18 protein-coding genes and 1 other RNA gene are annotated in these 17748 nt (G+C 64.2%); 16 read left to right on the forward strand and 3 right to left on the reverse strand.

Translation table 11 applies throughout. The features are described from left to right. The first annotated feature begins 79 nt into the window (after window positions 1–79). From fba to EV686_RS03210, 5 genes are all read left to right on the forward strand, one after another. Window positions 80–1144 carry a class II fructose-bisphosphate aldolase gene (gene fba, locus EV686_RS03190; protein ID WP_132473388.1) on the forward strand — a complete coding sequence of 355 codons (1065 nt, stop codon included), beginning with the start codon at window positions 80–82 and terminating at the stop codon, window positions 1142–1144. Window positions 1145–1243: 99 nt separating this feature from the next. Continuing rightward, window positions 1244–2056: a phosphoribosylaminoimidazolesuccinocarboxamide synthase gene (locus EV686_RS03195; protein ID WP_377748281.1), complete on the forward strand. Its 813-nt coding sequence runs from the start codon at window positions 1244–1246 to the stop codon at window positions 2054–2056. A 37-nt stretch (window positions 2057–2093) separates the two neighbouring features. After that, window positions 2094–2627, forward strand: a complete 534-nt coding sequence (gene purE, locus EV686_RS03200) for a 5-(carboxyamino)imidazole ribonucleotide mutase (protein ID WP_132473392.1) — start codon at window positions 2094–2096, stop codon at window positions 2625–2627. 53 nt (window positions 2628–2680) lie between these two features. Then, entirely contained in the window at window positions 2681–3871 is a 1191-nt protein-coding gene (locus EV686_RS03205; protein ID WP_132473394.1) for a 5-(carboxyamino)imidazole ribonucleotide synthase, read from the forward strand. Continuing rightward, entirely contained in the window at window positions 3868–4914 is a 1047-nt protein-coding gene (locus tag EV686_RS03210) for an L-threonylcarbamoyladenylate synthase (protein ID WP_132473396.1), read from the forward strand. The genes EV686_RS03205 and EV686_RS03210 overlap by 4 nt, the downstream gene beginning before the upstream one ends. A gap of 6 nt (window positions 4915–4920) precedes the next feature. Here EV686_RS03210 and EV686_RS03215 read toward each other — a convergent pair whose 3' ends face one another. From EV686_RS03215 to EV686_RS03225, 3 genes are read right to left on the reverse strand one after another with little or no spacing between them, the layout of a single operon-like run. Beyond that, entirely contained in the window at window positions 4921–5553 is a 633-nt protein-coding gene (locus EV686_RS03215; RefSeq protein WP_132473398.1) for a DNA-3-methyladenine glycosylase, read from the reverse strand. A 7-nt stretch (window positions 5554–5560) separates the two neighbouring features. Further along, window positions 5561–5980: a type II toxin-antitoxin system HicB family antitoxin gene (locus tag EV686_RS03220; RefSeq protein WP_132473400.1), complete on the reverse strand. Its 420-nt coding sequence runs from the start codon at window positions 5978–5980 to the stop codon at window positions 5561–5563. A gap of 24 nt (window positions 5981–6004) precedes the next feature. Continuing rightward, entirely contained in the window at window positions 6005–6172 is a 168-nt protein-coding gene (locus EV686_RS03225) for a type II toxin-antitoxin system HicA family toxin (RefSeq protein ID WP_132473686.1), read from the reverse strand. A 198-nt stretch (window positions 6173–6370) separates the two neighbouring features. Between EV686_RS03225 and ffs the strand changes: the two genes are divergently transcribed. The 11 genes from ffs to EV686_RS03280 all read left to right on the forward strand — a co-directional run bounded on the left by ffs (window position 6371) and on the right by EV686_RS03280 (window position 17741). Then, window positions 6371–6468: signal recognition particle sRNA small type (ffs, locus tag EV686_RS03230), an RNA gene on the forward strand. A gap of 23 nt (window positions 6469–6491) precedes the next feature. Further along, window positions 6492–8696, forward strand: a complete 2205-nt coding sequence (locus tag EV686_RS03235; protein ID WP_132473402.1) for a DNA polymerase III subunit gamma/tau — start codon at window positions 6492–6494, stop codon at window positions 8694–8696. Window positions 8697–8758: 62 nt separating this feature from the next. Beyond that, entirely contained in the window at window positions 8759–9085 is a 327-nt protein-coding gene (locus tag EV686_RS03240) for a YbaB/EbfC family nucleoid-associated protein (RefSeq protein ID WP_132473405.1), read from the forward strand. Window position 9086: 1 nt separating this feature from the next. Beyond that, a complete protein-coding gene (gene recR, locus EV686_RS03245) occupies window positions 9087–9695 on the forward strand; it encodes a recombination mediator RecR (protein ID WP_132473407.1) in 609 nt (202 codons plus the stop codon). Between the two features lie 118 nt (window positions 9696–9813). Further along, entirely contained in the window at window positions 9814–11052 is a 1239-nt protein-coding gene (locus EV686_RS03250) for an RNA-guided endonuclease InsQ/TnpB family protein (protein ID WP_132473409.1), read from the forward strand. A gap of 230 nt (window positions 11053–11282) precedes the next feature. Beyond that, window positions 11283–12323 carry an ABC transporter substrate-binding protein gene (locus EV686_RS03255; RefSeq protein ID WP_132473411.1) on the forward strand — a complete coding sequence of 347 codons (1041 nt, stop codon included), beginning with the start codon at window positions 11283–11285 and terminating at the stop codon, window positions 12321–12323. Further along, complete coding sequence (locus EV686_RS03260; protein ID WP_132473413.1) at window positions 12316–13125, forward strand: ABC transporter ATP-binding protein; 810 nt, start codon at window positions 12316–12318, stop codon at window positions 13123–13125. Before EV686_RS03255 ends, EV686_RS03260 begins: the two co-directional genes overlap by 8 nt. A gap of 1 nt (window position 13126) precedes the next feature. Continuing rightward, a complete protein-coding gene (locus EV686_RS03265; RefSeq protein ID WP_132473415.1) occupies window positions 13127–13915 on the forward strand; it encodes an ABC transporter permease in 789 nt (262 codons plus the stop codon). A 188-nt stretch (window positions 13916–14103) separates the two neighbouring features. Then, window positions 14104–14889 (forward strand): sterol desaturase family protein, encoded by a 786-nt coding sequence (locus EV686_RS03270; RefSeq protein WP_132473417.1) that lies wholly within the window; start codon window positions 14104–14106, stop codon window positions 14887–14889. Between the two features lie 67 nt (window positions 14890–14956). Continuing rightward, window positions 14957–15841, forward strand: a complete 885-nt coding sequence (locus EV686_RS03275) for a fatty acid desaturase (protein WP_243650735.1) — start codon at window positions 14957–14959, stop codon at window positions 15839–15841. Beyond that, window positions 15825–17741 (forward strand): iron-containing redox enzyme family protein, encoded by a 1917-nt coding sequence (locus EV686_RS03280; protein ID WP_132473421.1) that lies wholly within the window; start codon window positions 15825–15827, stop codon window positions 17739–17741. Before EV686_RS03275 ends, EV686_RS03280 begins: the two co-directional genes overlap by 17 nt. The last annotated feature ends 7 nt before the right edge of the window (window positions 17742–17748 follow it).

Genomic DNA, 17748 nt, shown 5'->3' on the forward strand with positions numbered 1-17748 from the left:
CAAAGGCAAGCGGGCGATCTGATTCCCTCGTAAAATTGCCTCTATACCCATTTATCGTTGTTTTCTGGAGATTCCATCCATGGCTTTGGTTTCCATGCGTCAGTTGCTTGATCACGCGGCCGAGAACGGCTACGGCATTCCTGCGTTCAACGTCAACAACCTGGAACAGGTTCAGGCCATCATGGAGGCGGCGCACGAGACCGACAGCCCGGTCATCATGCAGGCTTCGGCCGGCGCGCGTAAATATGCCGGCGAAGGCTTCCTGAAGCTCCTCATCCAGGCCGCAGTCGACAGCTATCCGCACATTCCCGTCGTCATGCACCAGGACCACGGCCAGTCGCCAGCGGTCTGCCAGGGCGCCATCGATCTGGGCTTTTCCAGCGTCATGATGGACGGTTCACTGAAAGAAGACGGCAAGACCATTGCCGACTACGAATACAACCTGGATGTCACCCGCCGCGTGGTCGAGCTGGCGCACAAGGTGGGTGTCACGGTCGAAGGCGAGCTGGGCTGCCTTGGCTCGCTGGAAACCATGCAGGGCGACAAGGAAGACGGCCACGGCGCCGAAGGCACGCTGACCATGGACCAGTTGCTGACCGACCCCGAGCAGGCCGCCGATTTCGTGCGCCAGACCCAGCTCGACGCATTGGCCATCGCCATCGGCACCAGCCATGGCGCCTACAAGTTCACGCGCAAGCCCACGGGCGACATCCTGTCGATCAAGCGCATCAAGGAAATCCACGCGCGCCTGCCCAACACGCACCTGGTCATGCACGGCAGCTCCAGCGTGCCTCAGGAACTGCTGGCCGAAATCCGCCAGTTCGGCGGCGACATGAAGGAAACCTACGGCGTGCCCGTCGAGGAAATCCAGGAAGCCATCAAGTACGGCGTGCGCAAGATCAACATCGACACCGACATCCGCCTGGCCATGACCGGCGCCATTCGCCGCTTCCTGGCGGAAAACCCGTCCAAGTTCGATCCGCGCGAATACCTCAAGCCCGCCAGGCTGGCCGCCAAGGCCCTGTGCATGCAGCGCTACCAGGAATTCGGCACGGCAGGCAACGCAGGCAAGATCAAGCCTGTGCCGCTGGACGAGATCGCCCGCCGCTATGCCGCAGGCGAACTGAAGCAGGTCGTACAGTAAACCATACAGCCAGATTCCCAAGGAAAGTTCGTGAGCAACGTTTTGCACCAATCCTCCATCCGGTCGCTGCCTCTGCTGGCGCGCGGCAAGGTCCGCGACATGTATGCCGTGGGCGACGACAAGCTGCTGATCGTGGCGTCCGACCGCATCTCGGCATTCGATGTCATCCTCGACGATGCGGTTCCAGGCAAGGGTCAGTTGCTGACGTCGTTGACCGAGTTCTGGCTGGAGAAGCTGGCGCATATCGTGCCAAACCACGCTACGGGCATCGACCCGGCGACGGTCGTCGCGCCGGAAGAGCGCGACCAGGTCGTCGGCCGCGCCATGGTGGTCAAGCGCCTGAAGCCTATCCTGGTCGAGGCCGTGGCGCGCGGCTATCTGATCGGTTCGGGCTGGAAGGACTACCAGGCCACTGGCGCCGTGTGCGGCGTCAGCCTGCCCGCCGGCCTGCAGCTGGCGCAGAAGCTGCCCGAGCCCATTTTCACGCCGGCCGCCAAGGCGGAAATCGGCGCGCACGACGAGAATGTCGATTTCGATCACGTGCGCAATGCCGTCGGCGACGAACTGGCGAACAAACTGCGCGACATTACGCTCAGGCTGTATGCCGAGGCGTCCGAATTCGCCGCGACCAAGGGCATCATCATCGCGGACACCAAGTTCGAGTTCGGCCTGGATGACAATGGTGTTCTGCACCTGATGGACGAAGTCCTGACGCCGGACTCCTCGCGCTTCTGGCCCGCCGACCAATACCAGGAAGGCACGAACCCGCCGTCGTTCGACAAGCAGTTCATCCGCGACTGGCTGGAGACCCAGGACTGGGACAAGACGCCGCCTGCGCCGCGTCCTCCGGCATCCGTCATAGAGCAGACCGCCGCCAAGTACCAGGAAGTCCTGACGCGGCTCAAGGCCTGATCCCGCGTCCGCGCAGATTCACACGGAGTTTCAGCATATGTCCCAGGAGACCGCACGCGCCGCGCAGGATGGCGCCTCTCCCGTCGTCGGCATCATCATGGGTTCGTCCAGCGATTGGGACGTCATGCGCAATGCCGTCGCCATACTGGAAGAGTTCGGCATTCCCTTCGAGACCCGCGTCGTGTCCGCCCACCGCATGCCGCTGGACATGGTCGAATACGGCGCACAGGCGGTGCCGCGCGGCCTGCGCGCCATCATCGCGGGCGCGGGCGGCGCGGCCCACCTGCCCGGCATGATGGCGGCGCTGACGCCCGTGCCCGTATTTGGCGTGCCCGTGCCTTCGCGCCACCTGCACGGCGAGGACTCGCTGCTGTCCATCGTGCAGATGCCCAAGGGCGTTCCTGTGGCGACCTTTGCCATCGGCGATGCGGGCGCGGCCAATGCCGCGCTGCATGTGGTCGCCTGCCTGGCCACGACCGACGACGCGTTGCAGCAGAAGCTGGTCGCCTTCCGCGAGCGGCAAACGGAAGCCGCCCGCGCCATGCGCGTGCCGCCGGCTCCAGCCGCCTGAACTTCCTGGCGGTCTTCCGCCCAGGACTCTCTTCCTACAGACAAGCAATCACGATGACTTCCGGTAAAGACCAATCCGCTTCTTCCTTTCCGCTGCCTCCCGGCAGCTGGCTTGGCATGCTGGGCGGCGGGCAGTTGGGCCGCATGTTCTGTCATGCGGCGCAGCGCTTGGGCTATCGCGTGGCCGTGCTCGATCCCGCGCAGGACAGCCCGGCGGGGGCGGTGGCCGACCTGCACATCCGCGCCGCCTACGATGATGCCGAGGGCATTCGCCAACTGGCGCAGCGCTGTCCGGCCGTCACCACGGAATTCGAGAATGTGCCGGCCAGCACGCTGGAGCAATTGGCCGCGGAGGGCGTTGCCGTCAGCCCAGGTGCTTTCGCCGTCGCCATCGTGCAGGACCGAACGAAGGAAAAAGCCTTCATCCGCTCCGCCGGCGTGCCAGTGGCTCCGTATGCGCCCGTCTTCGAAAAGAACGACATCGCCATTGCTTCCCAGTCCCTGTTCCCCGGCATACTGAAGGCGGCCCGCCTGGGGTACGACGGCAAGGGGCAGGTTCGCGTCGCGACGCGCGAAGAAGCCATGCAGGCCTGGGACGACCTGAAGACCGAAGCCTGCGTGCTCGAGGCATTCGCCCCGCTGGACTATGAGATTTCCGTAGTGATCGCGCGCGGGCGCGATGGCCAGGCAGTCACCTACGACGCGGCGCGCAATGAGCATCGCGACGGCATCCTGGCCGTTTCCACGGTAGACCCCGATGCGCTCGAACCCGGCCTCCAGGAGCGCGCTTCGCGCCTGGCCAAGGAACTGGCGCGCGAGCTGGACTACTGCGGCGTCATGTGCGTCGAGTGTTTCGTGCTGACCGACGGCAGCCTGCTGGTCAACGAAATCGCGCCACGCCCGCACAACAGCGGCCACCATACGATCGACTCCTGCGGCAGCAGCCAGTTCGACCAGCAGGTGCGCACCATGGCGGGCTTGCCGCTGGGCTGCACGCAGACCCTGCGCCCCAGCGTCATGCTGAATCTGCTGGGCGACCTATGGTTCGAGAACGGTGTCCAGCGCGAACCCGACTGGGCCGGCGTGCTGCGCGTGCCGCAGGCGCACCTGCACCTGTATGGCAAGACCGAGCCGAGGCTTGGCCGCAAGATGGGCCACATTACGATTACGGGCGACACGCTTGCCCAAGCTCAGGAGCGCGCGGCGCAGGCGGCCGGCGCGCTGGGTCTGGTTTACCAGCCATGACCAAGAGCCAAAGCGGACTGGAATCGTCGCCGGCGGAAACTCCGGATGCGGAGCAGATCCACCGGGCTGCGGAGCGCCTGGCGCAGGGCGGCCTGGTCGCCCTGCCGACGGAAACGGTCTACGGCCTGGGCGCGGATGCCTGCAATCCGGTCGCGCTGGCGCGCATCTATGCCGTCAAGGGACGGCCTTCCAATCACCCTGTCATCGTGCACCTGGCGCCGGACGGCGACATCGCATACTGGGTGTCGTCCCTGCCCGCCGAAGCGCAGCGCCTGATCGACACGTTCTGGCCTGGGCCTTTGACGCTGATCCTGCCACGCGCCGCGCATATTCCCGCCGCTGTCAGCGGCGGGCAGTCCTCCATCGGCCTGCGCTGCCCATCGCATCCCGTGGCGCAGTCGCTGCTGCGCGAGTTCAGCGCGTTGATGCCAGGCGGGCGTGGCGGCGTGGCCGCGCCTTCCGCCAACAAGTTCGGACGTGTGTCGCCCACGACGGCGGACCACGTGCGAGCCGAGTTCCCCGAGCTGGATGAGTCGCAATTGCTGATCCTGCCGGGCGGCGCATCGCAGGTGGGCATCGAATCCACCATCGTGGATCTGTCGCGCCTGGACAATGGCGGAGCGCCGTACCTGCTGCGCCCGGGGCATATTTCCGCGCGTGAGCTGGAAGAGGTGCTGCAGCGTCCGGTGCTGGCGCCGGACAGCGATGCGCCGCGCGTATCGGGTTCGCTCAAGGCGCATTACGCGCCCGGCACTCCGGTGGAGCTGCTGCCGCGCCAGGCCCTGGAAAGCCGCTTGTCGGCGCCTGCGCCAGAACGGCAGGTTGCCGTGGTGCTGTCGGGCGTTGGCCGCACTGCCGCCGGCTACGATGTCGTGCTGGCGGGTGCGGATGCGGATGCCTATGCCCGCAATCTGTACGCCCTGATGCGCGATCTGGATGCCGCAGGCTATAGCCGCATCCTGCTGGAACTGCCGCCGGACACGCCGGAATGGGCGGCGGTAAGGGATAGGATAGGGCGGGCTGCTGCGGCGTTCGAGGAGTAGTGAGTCTCAGCCCTTTTTCTTCGCGCGCGGCGGCCGGCTTACCGCCGGGTGATCAGGCACGAAAAAGCGCAGCGGCTTGTCGGCCCATTCGCCCGCGTAGTCCACCCCGATGCGCGGGCTGGCGGCTATCTCGGAGGGGGCGGGCGCATCATCGCGGGCGAGCCATAGCGTGCCGCCGCACAGGTCGATGCCGTAATGATCCAGCGATATGCCCATGGCGCGGCACAGCCGGCCGGGGCCGCTGGTGGAAGCGTCCAGCCCCTGGACGGGCGCCAGGGCGCGCAGCAGCACGGCTGTGCCGCTGCCTTCGGGGCCGGTGACGACGTTCATGCAGTGGTACATGCCGTAGATCAGGTAGACGTAGACATGGCCGGGCGGTCCGAACATGGCCCGCGTGCGCGCCGTGCGGCCGCGCGAGGTGTGGGCCGCCAGGTCGCCGGGGCCCAGATAGGCCTCGACTTCGACGATGCGGCCGATGCGCGGGCCCGACGACGTGTCGTGCACCAGCAGCCGGCCCAGCAGGTCGCGGGCCACGGTTTCGGCGGGGCGGTCGTAGAAGGCGCGGTCGAGCCGTCTGCAGTCGCCCTGTATCGGATCCGCGGGTGTGATCAGCCTGGATAATGCGGTGTGACTGGACATTGTTGACTTAATCCTGGTCTATCGTGGCAGGCAGCCGCGCCGGCTCAAGGATTTCCCGTTCGGCGGCTTTGGCCAGGAATGCGGAGCGCGACTGGCCGCGAAGCCTGGCACAGTGGTCGATGCGTCGTACCAGGTTTTCGGGCAGGCTGATGTTCAGCCGCACTGCGCGCGAGCGTACACGCGACAGGTCGATATCCACCAGCAGCCAGAATCCGCCTTGGTACTCGGGATCGTCGATCCAGTCATCGGGGGCGCTAGGGGCCGGGATCGGATCGTTGTCCGATCCAAAATGCGCCTCCACGGCCTCTTGTGCGGCCCGGGGCAGATCCTGCAGCTCGTCCGATGCGGTGAAGCACCCCGGGAAATCGGGAAAGACAGCGCCGTAAGCGCTATTCCCGTCTTTATGGACGTAGATCGGATAGAGCATTCCGGTTTCCTCCTGCTGACCCAATCATTTCAGGCCGGCCTGTTTCAGGATACTGCGCACGGTAGGCGCCGGCATATCTTTCCTGGGATGCGGTGCCGTCACTTTGCCTGGTTTGATCGGGTGTTTGAACTGATGGTGCGAGCCGGCCACGTTGACCAGATACCAGCCGTCCGCTTTGAGCTGCTTGATGATATTGACACATCCATATTTTACACAAGATTGTGTAGTTCTTGGAGTGGGCTAATCGCTGAAGTCGTACAGCCTACGTGATTGCCGGTACTGAGAACAGGGCATGTATGACAAATCAGAGGCAAGAGGACGGCAGGGACCCGGGCGTCGCGTGCGGACGGCTCCATAGTCATCGCTCGCCAATCTGTTAAACTCTTTTCTGGCGGGCCCCTTCGCATGGTTCGGCGGCGAACCTGGTCAGGTCGGGAACGAAGCAGCCATAGTCGTTTGCAACCAGTGCCGAAGTCAGGCTCGCCTTTCTCGTTTACGAGCATTCCACCGCATGTCCTATCTGGTTCTGGCACGCAAATGGCGGCCGCGTTCGTTTGATACCCTCGTCGGCCAGGATCACGTTGTCCGGGCGCTGACGCACGCGCTGTCCACTCAGAGGCTGCATCATGCGTGGCTGTTCACCGGCACGCGCGGCGTGGGTAAGACCACCTTGTCGCGCATCCTGGCCAAATCCCTGAATTGCGAAACCGGCATCACGGCCACGCCGTGCGGCGTCTGCCGCGCGTGCACGGAAATCGATTCCGGCCGTTTCGTCGACTATGTCGAACTGGATGCCGCCTCCAACCGAGGGGTCGACGAAATGACCCAGCTGCTGGAGCAGGCTGTGTATTCGCCGGGGGCGGGGCGCTTCAAGGTCTACATGATCGACGAAGTCCACATGCTGACGGGGCATGCCTTCAATGCCATGCTCAAGACGCTGGAGGAGCCGCCGCCGCACGTCAAGTTCATCCTGGCCACGACCGATCCGCAGAAGATTCCCGTCACCGTGCTGTCGCGGTGCCTGCAGTTCAACCTGAAGCAGATGACGGGCGAGTCCATCGTCGAGCATCTGCGCAGCGTGCTGCAGCAGGAAAGCATTCCCTTCGAAATTCCCGCCCTGAGGCTGATCGGCCAGGCTGCGGCGGGCTCCATGCGCGACGCCTTGTCGCTGACGGACCAGGCGATCGCCTACAGCGCCGGCAATCTGACGGCGGAGTCCGTGCAGGGCATGTTGGGCACCATCGACCAGCGTCATCTGATCGACCTGCTGGGCGCGCTTTCCGCGGGCGACGCCGCCAAAGTCATTGCCGTGGCCGACGATCTTGCCGCGCGCGGCCTGTCCTACTCGGGAGCCTTGGCCGACCTGGCAGTGCTGTTGTCGCGCATTGCCATGGCGCAGCGCCTGGGGCGGGCCGTCCCCGACGATGATCCGGCCGCCGAAGATATCCTGGCCCTGGGCCGTACGATGCACCCGGACCAGGTGCAGCTGTTCTACTCCGTCGCGGTCCATAGCCGCCAGGAGCTGTCGCTGGCGCCTGACGAATACGCCGGCTTCGTCATGGCCTGCCTGCGCATGCTGGCGCTGGGACCGAATCCCGGCATGCCTTTACTGCAGGGCGGCGGCGGTGCCCGCGCAAGCGCGCCGGCCGCCGAGGCGGTTGCCGCCGCGACGGCCGTGTCTCCCCCGCCTGCGGCAGCGGCATCCGTCGCGACCACGAAAGAAACATATGACGCCGCGCCGGGCGGTGCAGCGTCTGCCGGCCAAGGTATTGCCGAGCCGCCGCCTCGCGCGCCCGAGCATCGCGGCGCGGAAGCGCAAGCCGCCGCATCATCGGCGAATGCGGAGCCGCCTGCCTGGGAGGATGTCCCTGACGATGGCGCTCCGCCCGCCGAATGGACAAGCGCTGGACAGGCTGCCGCGCAGGCCTTGCAATCTTCGCCTGCCGAAAAGGCGGGCCGGGAGGTGCCGGCGGTTGCCTCGCGCAACGATGCCGCAAGGGGCTCTTCCGATCTGTCGCCAGCCGTTGAGGCGAGCCCGGAGCCGGCCCGGCAACAGCCGCCGCAGGCCGATGGAGAGGCCTTCGAGTCTCCTGTCGCCGCGCAGGCCCAGGCTGAATCGAACATGCAGGCGCAGGCCGACGATGGTGCGCCGGAGGTCGACGACATTCCCATCGAGCTCGATGGAAATTTTGAAATGGTGGGCCTCGACGATGATGAGTTCATCGCGCAGGCTCCCATGGATGAGATGGCCGACGCCATGGCGCTCCCCGCCCTGGGCGGCAGGCGCAAGGGCAAGAACGGCCAGGCGGACCTGTTGTCGTCCATGACGACCGAACGCTGGCCCGCGCTGGCCGCGAAGCTGCCGGTTACCGGCATTGCCGCCGAACTGGCGAAGCAGAGTGAATGGATCGGCAGCAAGGACAATCAGGTGCGGTTGCGCGTTGCCGTGCGCTCTCTGACGCAGAAGCAGATACAGGGAAGGGCGCGCCTGCAGACAGTGCTGTCCGAGCATTTCGGCTGCGTCGTCGACCTGCAGGTCGAGTTCGGCGTGACGGGCGAGGAAACGGCGCACGCGGTGGCTCAGGCCGAGCGCGCTGCCCGGCAGAAGCAGGCCGAGCACGATGCCGAGGCCGATCCGTTCGTGCAAGCCTTGATCCGCGACTTCGGGGCGCGTATCCTGCCGGGTTCCGTGCAGGCGATCATGCCGTCGGCCTGACCGCGGCGGGGCAAGCGGCGGCAGCGCCTACACCATTCCAACAATCTCCAGGAAACTGAATCATGATGAAAGGTCAATTGGCGGGTCTGATGCGCCAGGCGCAGCAGATGCAGGAAAACATGAAGAAGGCGCAGGAAGCGCTGGCCGAGATCGTCGTCGAAGGCGCGTCCGGCGGCGGGCTGGTCAAGGTCAGCATGACCTGCCGCCATGATGTGAAGCGCGTCACCATCGATCCCAGCCTGCTGGAGGACGACAAGGACATGTTGGAAGACCTGGTGGCGGCGGCGTTCAACGATGCGCTGCGCAAGGCCGAGGCGGCTTCCCAGGAAAAAATGTCGTCCGTGACAGCGGGCATGCCCTTGCCGCCGGGAATGAAGCTGCCATTCTGAGATGGACTCCCATCTGCCCGAACCCGAACCGCTGCGTGCGCTGATCGATGCGCTGCGGCGCCTGCCCGGTGTCGGCGTGCGCTCGGCGCGCCGCATGGCATATCACCTGATGCAGCATGACCTCGCCGGCGCGCAACTGCTCAGCCATGCGCTGACGGGCGCCCTGCAGGACCTGCGCCACTGTCGCATGTGCAACAGCTTTGCGGAAGAGGATATCTGTCCGACCTGCGTCAATCCCAAGCGCGATGCATCGGTGCTGTGTGTCGTGGAGACGCCCGCCGATCAGAACATGATCGAATCCAGCCACGGCTATCGCGGTTTGTACTACGTGCTCATGGGCCGGCTGGCGCCGCTGGAAGGGGTGGGGCCGCAGGCCCTCAAGTTCGACCGCCTGCTCGAGCGGGCGTCCGACGGCGTGGTGAAGGAGGTCATCCTGGCGACCAACTTCACGGCCGAAGGCGAGACCACGGCGCATTACCTGAGCGATATGCTGACGGAGCGCGGCCTGTCCGTGACGAGGCTGGCGCGTGGCGTTCCAGCCGGAAGCGAGCTGGAATACGTGGATGCGGGCACGATCGCCTGGGCGCTGATGGAGCGGCGCAAGGCTTAGAACCTGTCAACAGGCCTTGATCGGGATGCGCGACAAACCTCGCCCTTCAGTGCGGGGAAGGATAGCGCGGGCCGCGAAGCGGCCCTATACTACTGCTGTATATCCAAACAGTGCGACCATGCAACGCCTCCAAGCCTTCAAATACGAACTCATGCCCAATGGCGAGCAACAGAGCAACATGCGCCGCTTTGCCGGGGCCTGCCGGTTCGTCTTCAACAAGGCGCTGGCCTTGCAAAAGGCCAATCACGAGGCGGGTGAGAAATACATCGGTTACGTGGCCATGGCCAAGCATTTGACCGCTTGGCGCAATGGCAGCGAAACGCCGTGGCTCAAAGATGCGCCAGTGCATCCGCTGCAACACGCGCTCAAGGACTTGGAGCGGGCGTACAAGAACTTCTTTGCCAAGCGCGCAGCTTTCCCGCGTTTCAAGAAGAAAGGTCGGCACGATAGCTTTCGCTACCCCGACGCCAAGCAATTCAAGCTCGATGCGGGCAATGGCCGCATCTTCCTTCCCAAGCTCGGCTGGATGCGTCTGCGCCTCTCGCGCGATGTGCTGGGCACGCCCAGGAATGCCACCGTCAGCCAGTCGGGCGGCAAATGGTTCGTCAGCATTCAGACCGAGCGTGAAGTCGAGCAGCCGGAGCCGCAGGCCACCAGCGCCATTGGCATCGACATGGGCGTTGCGCGGTTTGCCACCTTCTCGGACGGCAGCTTTCTTGCGCCCTTGGCCAGCTTCAAAAAGCATGAAATCCGCCTGCGCCGCTACCAGCGGGCCATGAGCCGCAAAACCAAGTTCAGTAGTAACTGGACGAAGGCGAAAGCCAGAGTCCAGCATCTGCACACCCGCATAGCCAACTGCCGCAAAGACTACCTGCACAAAGCCACGACCACGATCAGCCAAAACCACGCGATAGTGTGCATCGAGGACTTGCAGGTACGCAACATGTCCAAGTCGGCGGCAGGCACGGCGGATGCACCAGGGAAAAACGTTCGGGCCAAGTCTGGCCTGAACAAAGCCATCCTGGATCAAGGCTGGTTCGAGTTCAGGCGGCAGCTCGAATACAAGCTGGCCTGGACGGGAGGGATACTCATTGCTGTAGCGCCGCAGAATACGAGCCGCACTTGCTCGAGCTGCGGCCATGTCTCAAAGGACAATCGCAAGACGCAGGCGCAGTTCTTGTGCGTTGCGTGCGGCCATGAGGAAAACGCCGATGTCGTCGGCGCGATCAATGTTTTAGCGCGGGGACACCGCGTATTAGCCTGTGGAGAGGATGTCAGTCATGCGAGGCCCGCAAGGGCCAAACATGCAGCCTCTGTGAAGCAGGAACCCGCCGAGGTGAGTCAGGCACAAGCCTGAGCACGGTAGGAATCCCCTGCCTTTCCGCCCTTGGGCGGCGAGCGTCAGCGAGCGGGAGGGGAGGATGTCAAGGTTTTAGTGGAATACCCCATGAGTACGCCGTGGCTATTCCTGTATCATGCGCAAAATGCTCCCCCGCCGCGCCTTCGGCTCGTTGGCATCAGGAGGCGGCCCGGCGGCAGAGATTCGCCAATCACTCCACAATGTAAAATCCCAACAGGAGGGAAACCATGTCATTGACACGCCGTCAATTGTTGAAGCTGGCAGGCGCGGCCGGCGCCGTATCCGCCATCCCGGGCTTTTCCATCGCACAAACGGTCGACAAGAAAGACGTCACCATCGCCGTGGGCGGAAAAGCGCTCATCTATTACCTGCCGCTGAGCATTGCTGAACTGAATGGCTACTTCAAGGATGAAGGCCTGAAGGTCGAGGTGGTCGACTTCGCCGGCGGTTCGCGCGCCCTGCAGGCTGTGGTCGGCGGCAGCGCCGACGTCGTGTCCGGCGCGTTCGAGCATCCCATCAACCTGCAGTCCAAGGGCCAGCACTACCGTTCGTTCGTGCTGCAGGGCCGCGCGCCGATGATCGTGCTGGGCGTGTCCAAGAAGACGGTGCCGAACTACAAGACGCCGGCCGACCTGAAGGGCAAGAAGATCGGCGTGACGGCTCCCGGTTCGTCCACCAACATGATGGCCAACTTCTTCCTGGCGCAGCATGGCCTCAAGCCCAGCGACGTGTCCTTCATCGGCGTCGGCGCGGGCGCTGGCGCCATCACGGCGCTGCGCACGGGGCAGATCGATGCCATCGCCAACCTCGATCCCGTCATCAGCACGCTGGTCAAGGAAGACCTGCTGAACATCATCGCCGATACGCGCACGCTGAAGGATACCCGCACCATTTTCGGCGGCAACATGCCGGCGGCCACGCTGTACACGTCGCAGAACTTCATCGACCGCAATCCCGGCACGACGCAGGCGCTGGCCAATGCCATCGTCCGTGCCAACAAGTGGATCCAGTCGGCCAGCGCCGACGACATCGCCAAGGTCGTGCCCGAGCAGTTCCTGCTGGGCGATCCCGATCTGTACAAGCTGGCGCTGGAAGGCAACCGCGAGGCGCTGTCGCCGGACGGTCTGGTGCCCGAAGACGGCCCCAAGACGGCGTTGAGCGCATTGGCCGCATTCGTGCCGGACTTCAAGCCCGACACCATCGATCTGTCCAAGATCTGGACCAATGAATTCGCAGAGAAAGCAAACCAGAAATACCCCAATGGCTGAAGCAGCACTTTTACTCGACGATATTACGTGCACCTTTGCATCGCGCGACGATGCTTCCAAGGGCTATACCGCTGTCAAGAACTCCACTCTGGCCATCGCGCCGGGGGAGTTCGTGTCGGTGGTCGGCCCGACGGGGTGCGGGAAATCCACCCTGCTCAATGTCGGCGCCGGCCTGCTGGAGCCGACATCGGGGCAGGTCAAGGTCTTTGGCGAACCGCTCAAGGGCATCAACAAGCGCGCGGGCTACATGTTCCAGGGCGATGCATTGCTGCCCTGGCGCAGCGCCCTGGATAACGTCACCGCCGGCCTGGAGTTTGCGGGCGTGCCCAAGGACGAGGCGGATCGCCGCGCCAACGAATGGCTGAAACGCGTCGGACTGGGCGGCTTCGGCAATCGCTATCCGCACCAGATGTCCGGCGGCATGCGCAAGCGCGCGATGCTGGCGCAGACGCTGATCCGCGATCCCGACATCATCCTGATGGATGAGCCGTTCTCCGCGCTGGACATCCAGACGCGCCAGCTCATGGAAAACGAGGTGCTGGACATCTGGATGGCGCAGCGCAAGGCGGTGCTGTTCATCACGCACGACCTGGACGAGGCCATCGCAATGAGCGACCGCGTCATCGTGCTGTCGGCCGGCCCCGCCACGCATCCCATCGGCGAGTTCGAGATCGATATCCCCAGGCCGCGCGACGTGGCCGAAGTGCGCAACGATGCGCGTTTCGTGGAACTTCACAAGGCAATCTGGGATGTCCTGCGGGAAGAAGTCCTGAAGGGCTATGCCCAACAGAAGCGGGTTTAGTATGGCAAGGAAATATTCGACTTTTTCAATGCGCCTGTGGCAGGTGCTGTTGCTGGCGGCGGTATTGCTGGCATGGCACTTCCTGACCCTGGATCGCAACATCGCCTTCTTCTTCGGCCAGCCGCTGCAGGTGGTCAAGGTCATCTGGTCCTGGTTCGTCACGAATGGCGATATCTACAGGCACCTGGGCGTCACCTTGTCCGAAACCGTGCTGGCATTCGTCATTGGCACCGTGGCCGGACTGGCCTGCGGCCTGTGGCTTGGGCTTTCGCCGCTTGCCAGCGCCATCCTCGATCCCTACATCAAGGCCATGAACTCCATGCCGCGCGTCATCCTGGCGCCGATCTTCGGCATGTGGTTCGGCCTGGGCATCTGGTCCAAGGTGGCGCTGGCCGTCACGCTGGTGTTCTTCATCGTGTTCTTCAACGTGTACCAGGGCGTGCGCGAAGTCAGCACCACGCTGCTGGACAATGCCCGCATGCTGGGCGCCAACCGCAAGCAGCTGCTGCGCCACGTCTATATTCCGTCGGCGACCAGCTGGGTCTTCTCCAGCCTGCATACATCGGTCGGCCTGGCGTTCGTGGGCGCCGTGGTGGGCGAATACCTGGGCTCGGCCAGCGGAGTCGGCTACCTGATCCTGCAGGCGGAAGGCACGCTGGACATCAATACGGTCTTTGCCGGCATCGTGGTGCTGACCGTATTCGCGCTGGTGCTGGACGGCATCGTCACATTGGTCGAGGACAAACTGCTGTCGTGGCGTCCGACGGCGGGAGAGACGCAGAAACTCTGACGCCGCAGGCATCGGAGAGCCGGCTTGCCTGGACATACCGTCATGTGCCGCGAGCGCATGGCGGTATTTTCATTATGCGGCTGGCGTCAGCAATTGTAAATTGCGCGGAAACGGCGGCTGGAGCCGTTACTATCGCAATCCTGTAACACACGCATGGCGCGCGCCATGATGCGCATCGATGGTCTTTCATGGGACGAGTATTTGAATCGCTGTCCGCCTGGGAAGTCATGCTCTGGGGGCTGGTTTTCTTCGGCGGCATCTATCTGGTGTTCGGCGCCGCCACCTGGCTGCTGACTCACCGGCTGCTGCCGGCCTTGGGCATAGGCCGCGTGCTGGATCCCAGGCCCCTGCAGCCGGGGCAATTGCGCCAGGAGTTGCTGCAGTCGGGCGTGTCTGTGCTGATCTTCGGTCTTGGCATGATTTTTCCGTGGGGCCTGATCCAGCTGGGCTGGGCGCAGCTTCATCATGATGCCTCGGCGCTGCGCATCTGCCTGGAAATCCTGGCGCTGGTGATCTGGAATGACGTGCATTTCTGGATCAATCATCGTCTGCTGCATACGCGCTGGCTGCGCCGCTATCACTTGCCGCATCACCGCTCCGTCGTCACGACGCCGTTCTCCACCTACAGCTTCCATCCCATCGAGGCGCTGATGCTGGGCAACGTCATCCTGCTGCCGATGGTGGTGCACGATTTCAGCTTCTGGTCGCTGCTGTCGGTGCCGCTGTTCAGTCTGTTCTTCAATTGCATCGGCCATGCGAATTACGATTTCGTGTCCAGCGTGGGATACAGCCACTGGTTCGCCGCCAGCCGCAGGCACCATCTGCATCATGCCTGCTACAACGGCAACTACGGTTTCCAGTTCACTTTCATGGACAGGCTTTTCCGCACGCGCCTGGCCGCCGATGCCGCGCAGCGGCACTTTGTCATGCACGAGCGCAAGCGTGGCAGGCAGGAGGGGCAGGGTGCCGGATGAGAACGTCGGGACGGGGCGATGGCTGCCGCGCCTGCGGCACCGGCGTGACTGGCAGAGCGTGGCCTATATGCTGGCGTTTCCCGCGCTGGCGGGCTGGCAGTGGGTGCACGGCTTCGTCTGGTGGATGTACGGACTGCTGCTGTTCCTGACGCTGGGCGTGGGCGTCATACACCACAACCACACGCATTTGCGCATGTGGCGCAATCGCCGGCTGAATCGCCTGACCGATTTCTGGCTGACCTTGCTGCAGGGGCATCCCACGTGTGTGTTCTGGCCGTCGCACGTGGCCAACCATCATCGCCACAAGCATGGCGAGAAGGACGTCACGCGCACCTATCGCTTCGGCGATACCAACCATCTGTGGGGCTATCTGTGGCATCCGTTCCAGGCGGTCGGCGCGCTGTATCCGCATATCTTCCGCTGGCTGGGCAGCCTGCGCCGGCACTGGCCGGGCGTGTGGCGCTATTGCCTGCTGCAGTACGTGGCGTGGCTCGGTTCGTGGTCTGTGCTGTTGTGGATGGATCCGGGTAAGGCCTTGCTGTTCGTGATCCTGCCGCAATTGCATGGGCTGCACTGGCTGCTGGCCACCAATTACCTGCAGCATGCGCATGCCGATGGCTCCCATGCCAGCAGGCACGGCGTGCCCCAGTTGAACTATGCGCGCAATTTCGAAGGGCTGGTCAATCCGCTGCTGTTCAATATCGGCCTGCATACTGCGCATCACGAGCATTCCCGCGCGCACTGGTCGAAGCTGACGCGCCTGCATGCCGAGCGCTATCGCCACAGGGTGCATCCGGCGCTGAACGAACGCGGCCTTCTTCCCTATATGTTCCGTACTTTCTGGCTCGGCCTGGCGTTGCCCGGATGCCGCAGCCGTTCGCTGATGCCGGACTCGTCCGCGGACGCAACACCATCTTCCCAACAGGAGCTTTCCCATGCCCGTCGTTTTTGATCGTGTCTATCTGAAGAGCGCAGGCGCTTTCCTGCCCGGGGAGCCGGTGGACAATGAACGGATGGATGCTTTCGTCGCTCCCCTGAATCGCGCCTCGGGCCGCATCAAGCAGCGCATCCTCGCGGAAAACGGCATCAAGCAGCGCTACTACGCGCTGGATGAGGTGGGCAATACTGTGTTCACCAATGCCTCCATGGCAGCGCACGCGGTGCGCGATTGCCTGCAGCGCGCCGGGATCTCGCTAGCCGATGTGTCGCTGCTGGCCAGCGGCTCGTCTGGCGGGGATGCGCTGGTGCCGGGATTCGCCAACATGATCCAGGGCGAGCTGGCCGCGCCGCCCATGGAAACGCTGTCGGTGCATGGCGTCTGCGGGGCGGGCGTGTCCGCCATCCAGGCCGTGGCGCAGGGTATCGAGCTGGGTACGCATGGGCAGGGCGTGGCGGTCGCCAGCGAAATGCCGTCGCGTCTGTTCAAGCGGTCGCGCTTCGCCGCGCAAGGCTACGAAGCCGATTTCGATGCGCATTTCCTGCGCTGGATGCTGTCCGATGGCGCTGGCGCATTGCTGCTGGGCGGCAAGCCCCAGGCCGGCGAGGCGCTGCCCGGCGGCTTGCGCATCCGCTTGAAGTGGATCCACCAGCGATCATTTTCCGGGGATTATCCGGTCTGCATGCAGATGGGGCTGACGGCCGACCGCAAGCAAGGGCACCTGGATTACGCGTCATGGTCGGAAGCCGAAGCCGCCGGCGCCTTGTCGCTGCGCCAGGACATCCGCCTGCTGCCGCACCTGTTCGATATCGGCATCCATGAGTACGCCACGCTGGTGCGGGATGGCTGGGTCGATCCGGCCAGGGTGTCGCATTTTCTGTGTCATTACTCCTCCGAGAAATTCATTCCCGTGGTGGACAACCTGATGCAGAAAGCGGGGCTGTCCATCCCGCGCGAGCGCTGGTACAACAACCTGGCGTGGCGCGGCAATACGGGCGCGGCATCCATCCTGATCATGTTGTCCGAGTTCCTGCAGACGCGCCAGTTGGCCGCCGGCGAGCAGATCTTCTGCTACGTGCCGGAGTCGGGGCGATTCACGGCGGCCTATCTGCTGTTCGAGGTGGAAGATGCGTCCGCCGACGCGGCGCCGGGCGAACCGCTTGGCCGGGTTGCCGTCGCACAGCCGCATCGCGCTGCCGATCTCGACGAGATTGCGCCGCCGCACGATCCGGCCAAGGCGCCGGAAGGCCTGGGACCGCTGCTGGCCGAACTGGCCGCCATCTGGCACGACTACCGCTCCAGGGTCTGGCGCACGCCGCTGGTGCGCAGCGTGCGCGAGCGAGCCATCGATCCCCCGGGCTATGTCAACTGGATGGCGAACTGGATTCCCCAGGTGCGAGAAGGCTCGCGCTGGATGCGCGAGGCGGCGGCATCTTTGTCGGAGACCTACGCGCCGCTGGCGGCCTTGATCGAGCTGCACGCGGGCGACGAGCAGGACGATTTCAATGTGTTGTTCAATGATTACCGCAAGGCCGGGGGGCAGGCGGAGAGCATCGAGCAATTGCGGCGCAATCCGGGCGGCGAGGCCTTGAATGCCTATCTGCATGCCCTGGCCGCCAGGAAGGATCCGATCGGCCTGCTGGGCGCCATCTACATCATCGAGGGCACCGGCCAGCGCATCGTGCCGGCCCTGCTGCCGCTGCTGCGCGCTACGCTGCCTCTGTCTCCGGATGCCTTCCGCTTCCTGGAGTACCATGGCATGAACGACGAACACCATCTGGAACGCTGGCTGTCGGCGGTCACGATCGCTCTGGCGTGCGACGACCGGGGCCGGGTCGAGCGCAGCATTGCCGAAACGGCGCGCCGCACCGCTGCGCTGTACCTGATGCAGTTCCAGCACGTAACCGAGTCCTGAAGGAAAA

This window comes from Paracandidimonas soli (assembly GCF_004342005.1).
GTDB classification, from domain to species: Bacteria; Pseudomonadota; Gammaproteobacteria; order Burkholderiales; family Burkholderiaceae_B; genus Paracandidimonas; species Paracandidimonas soli.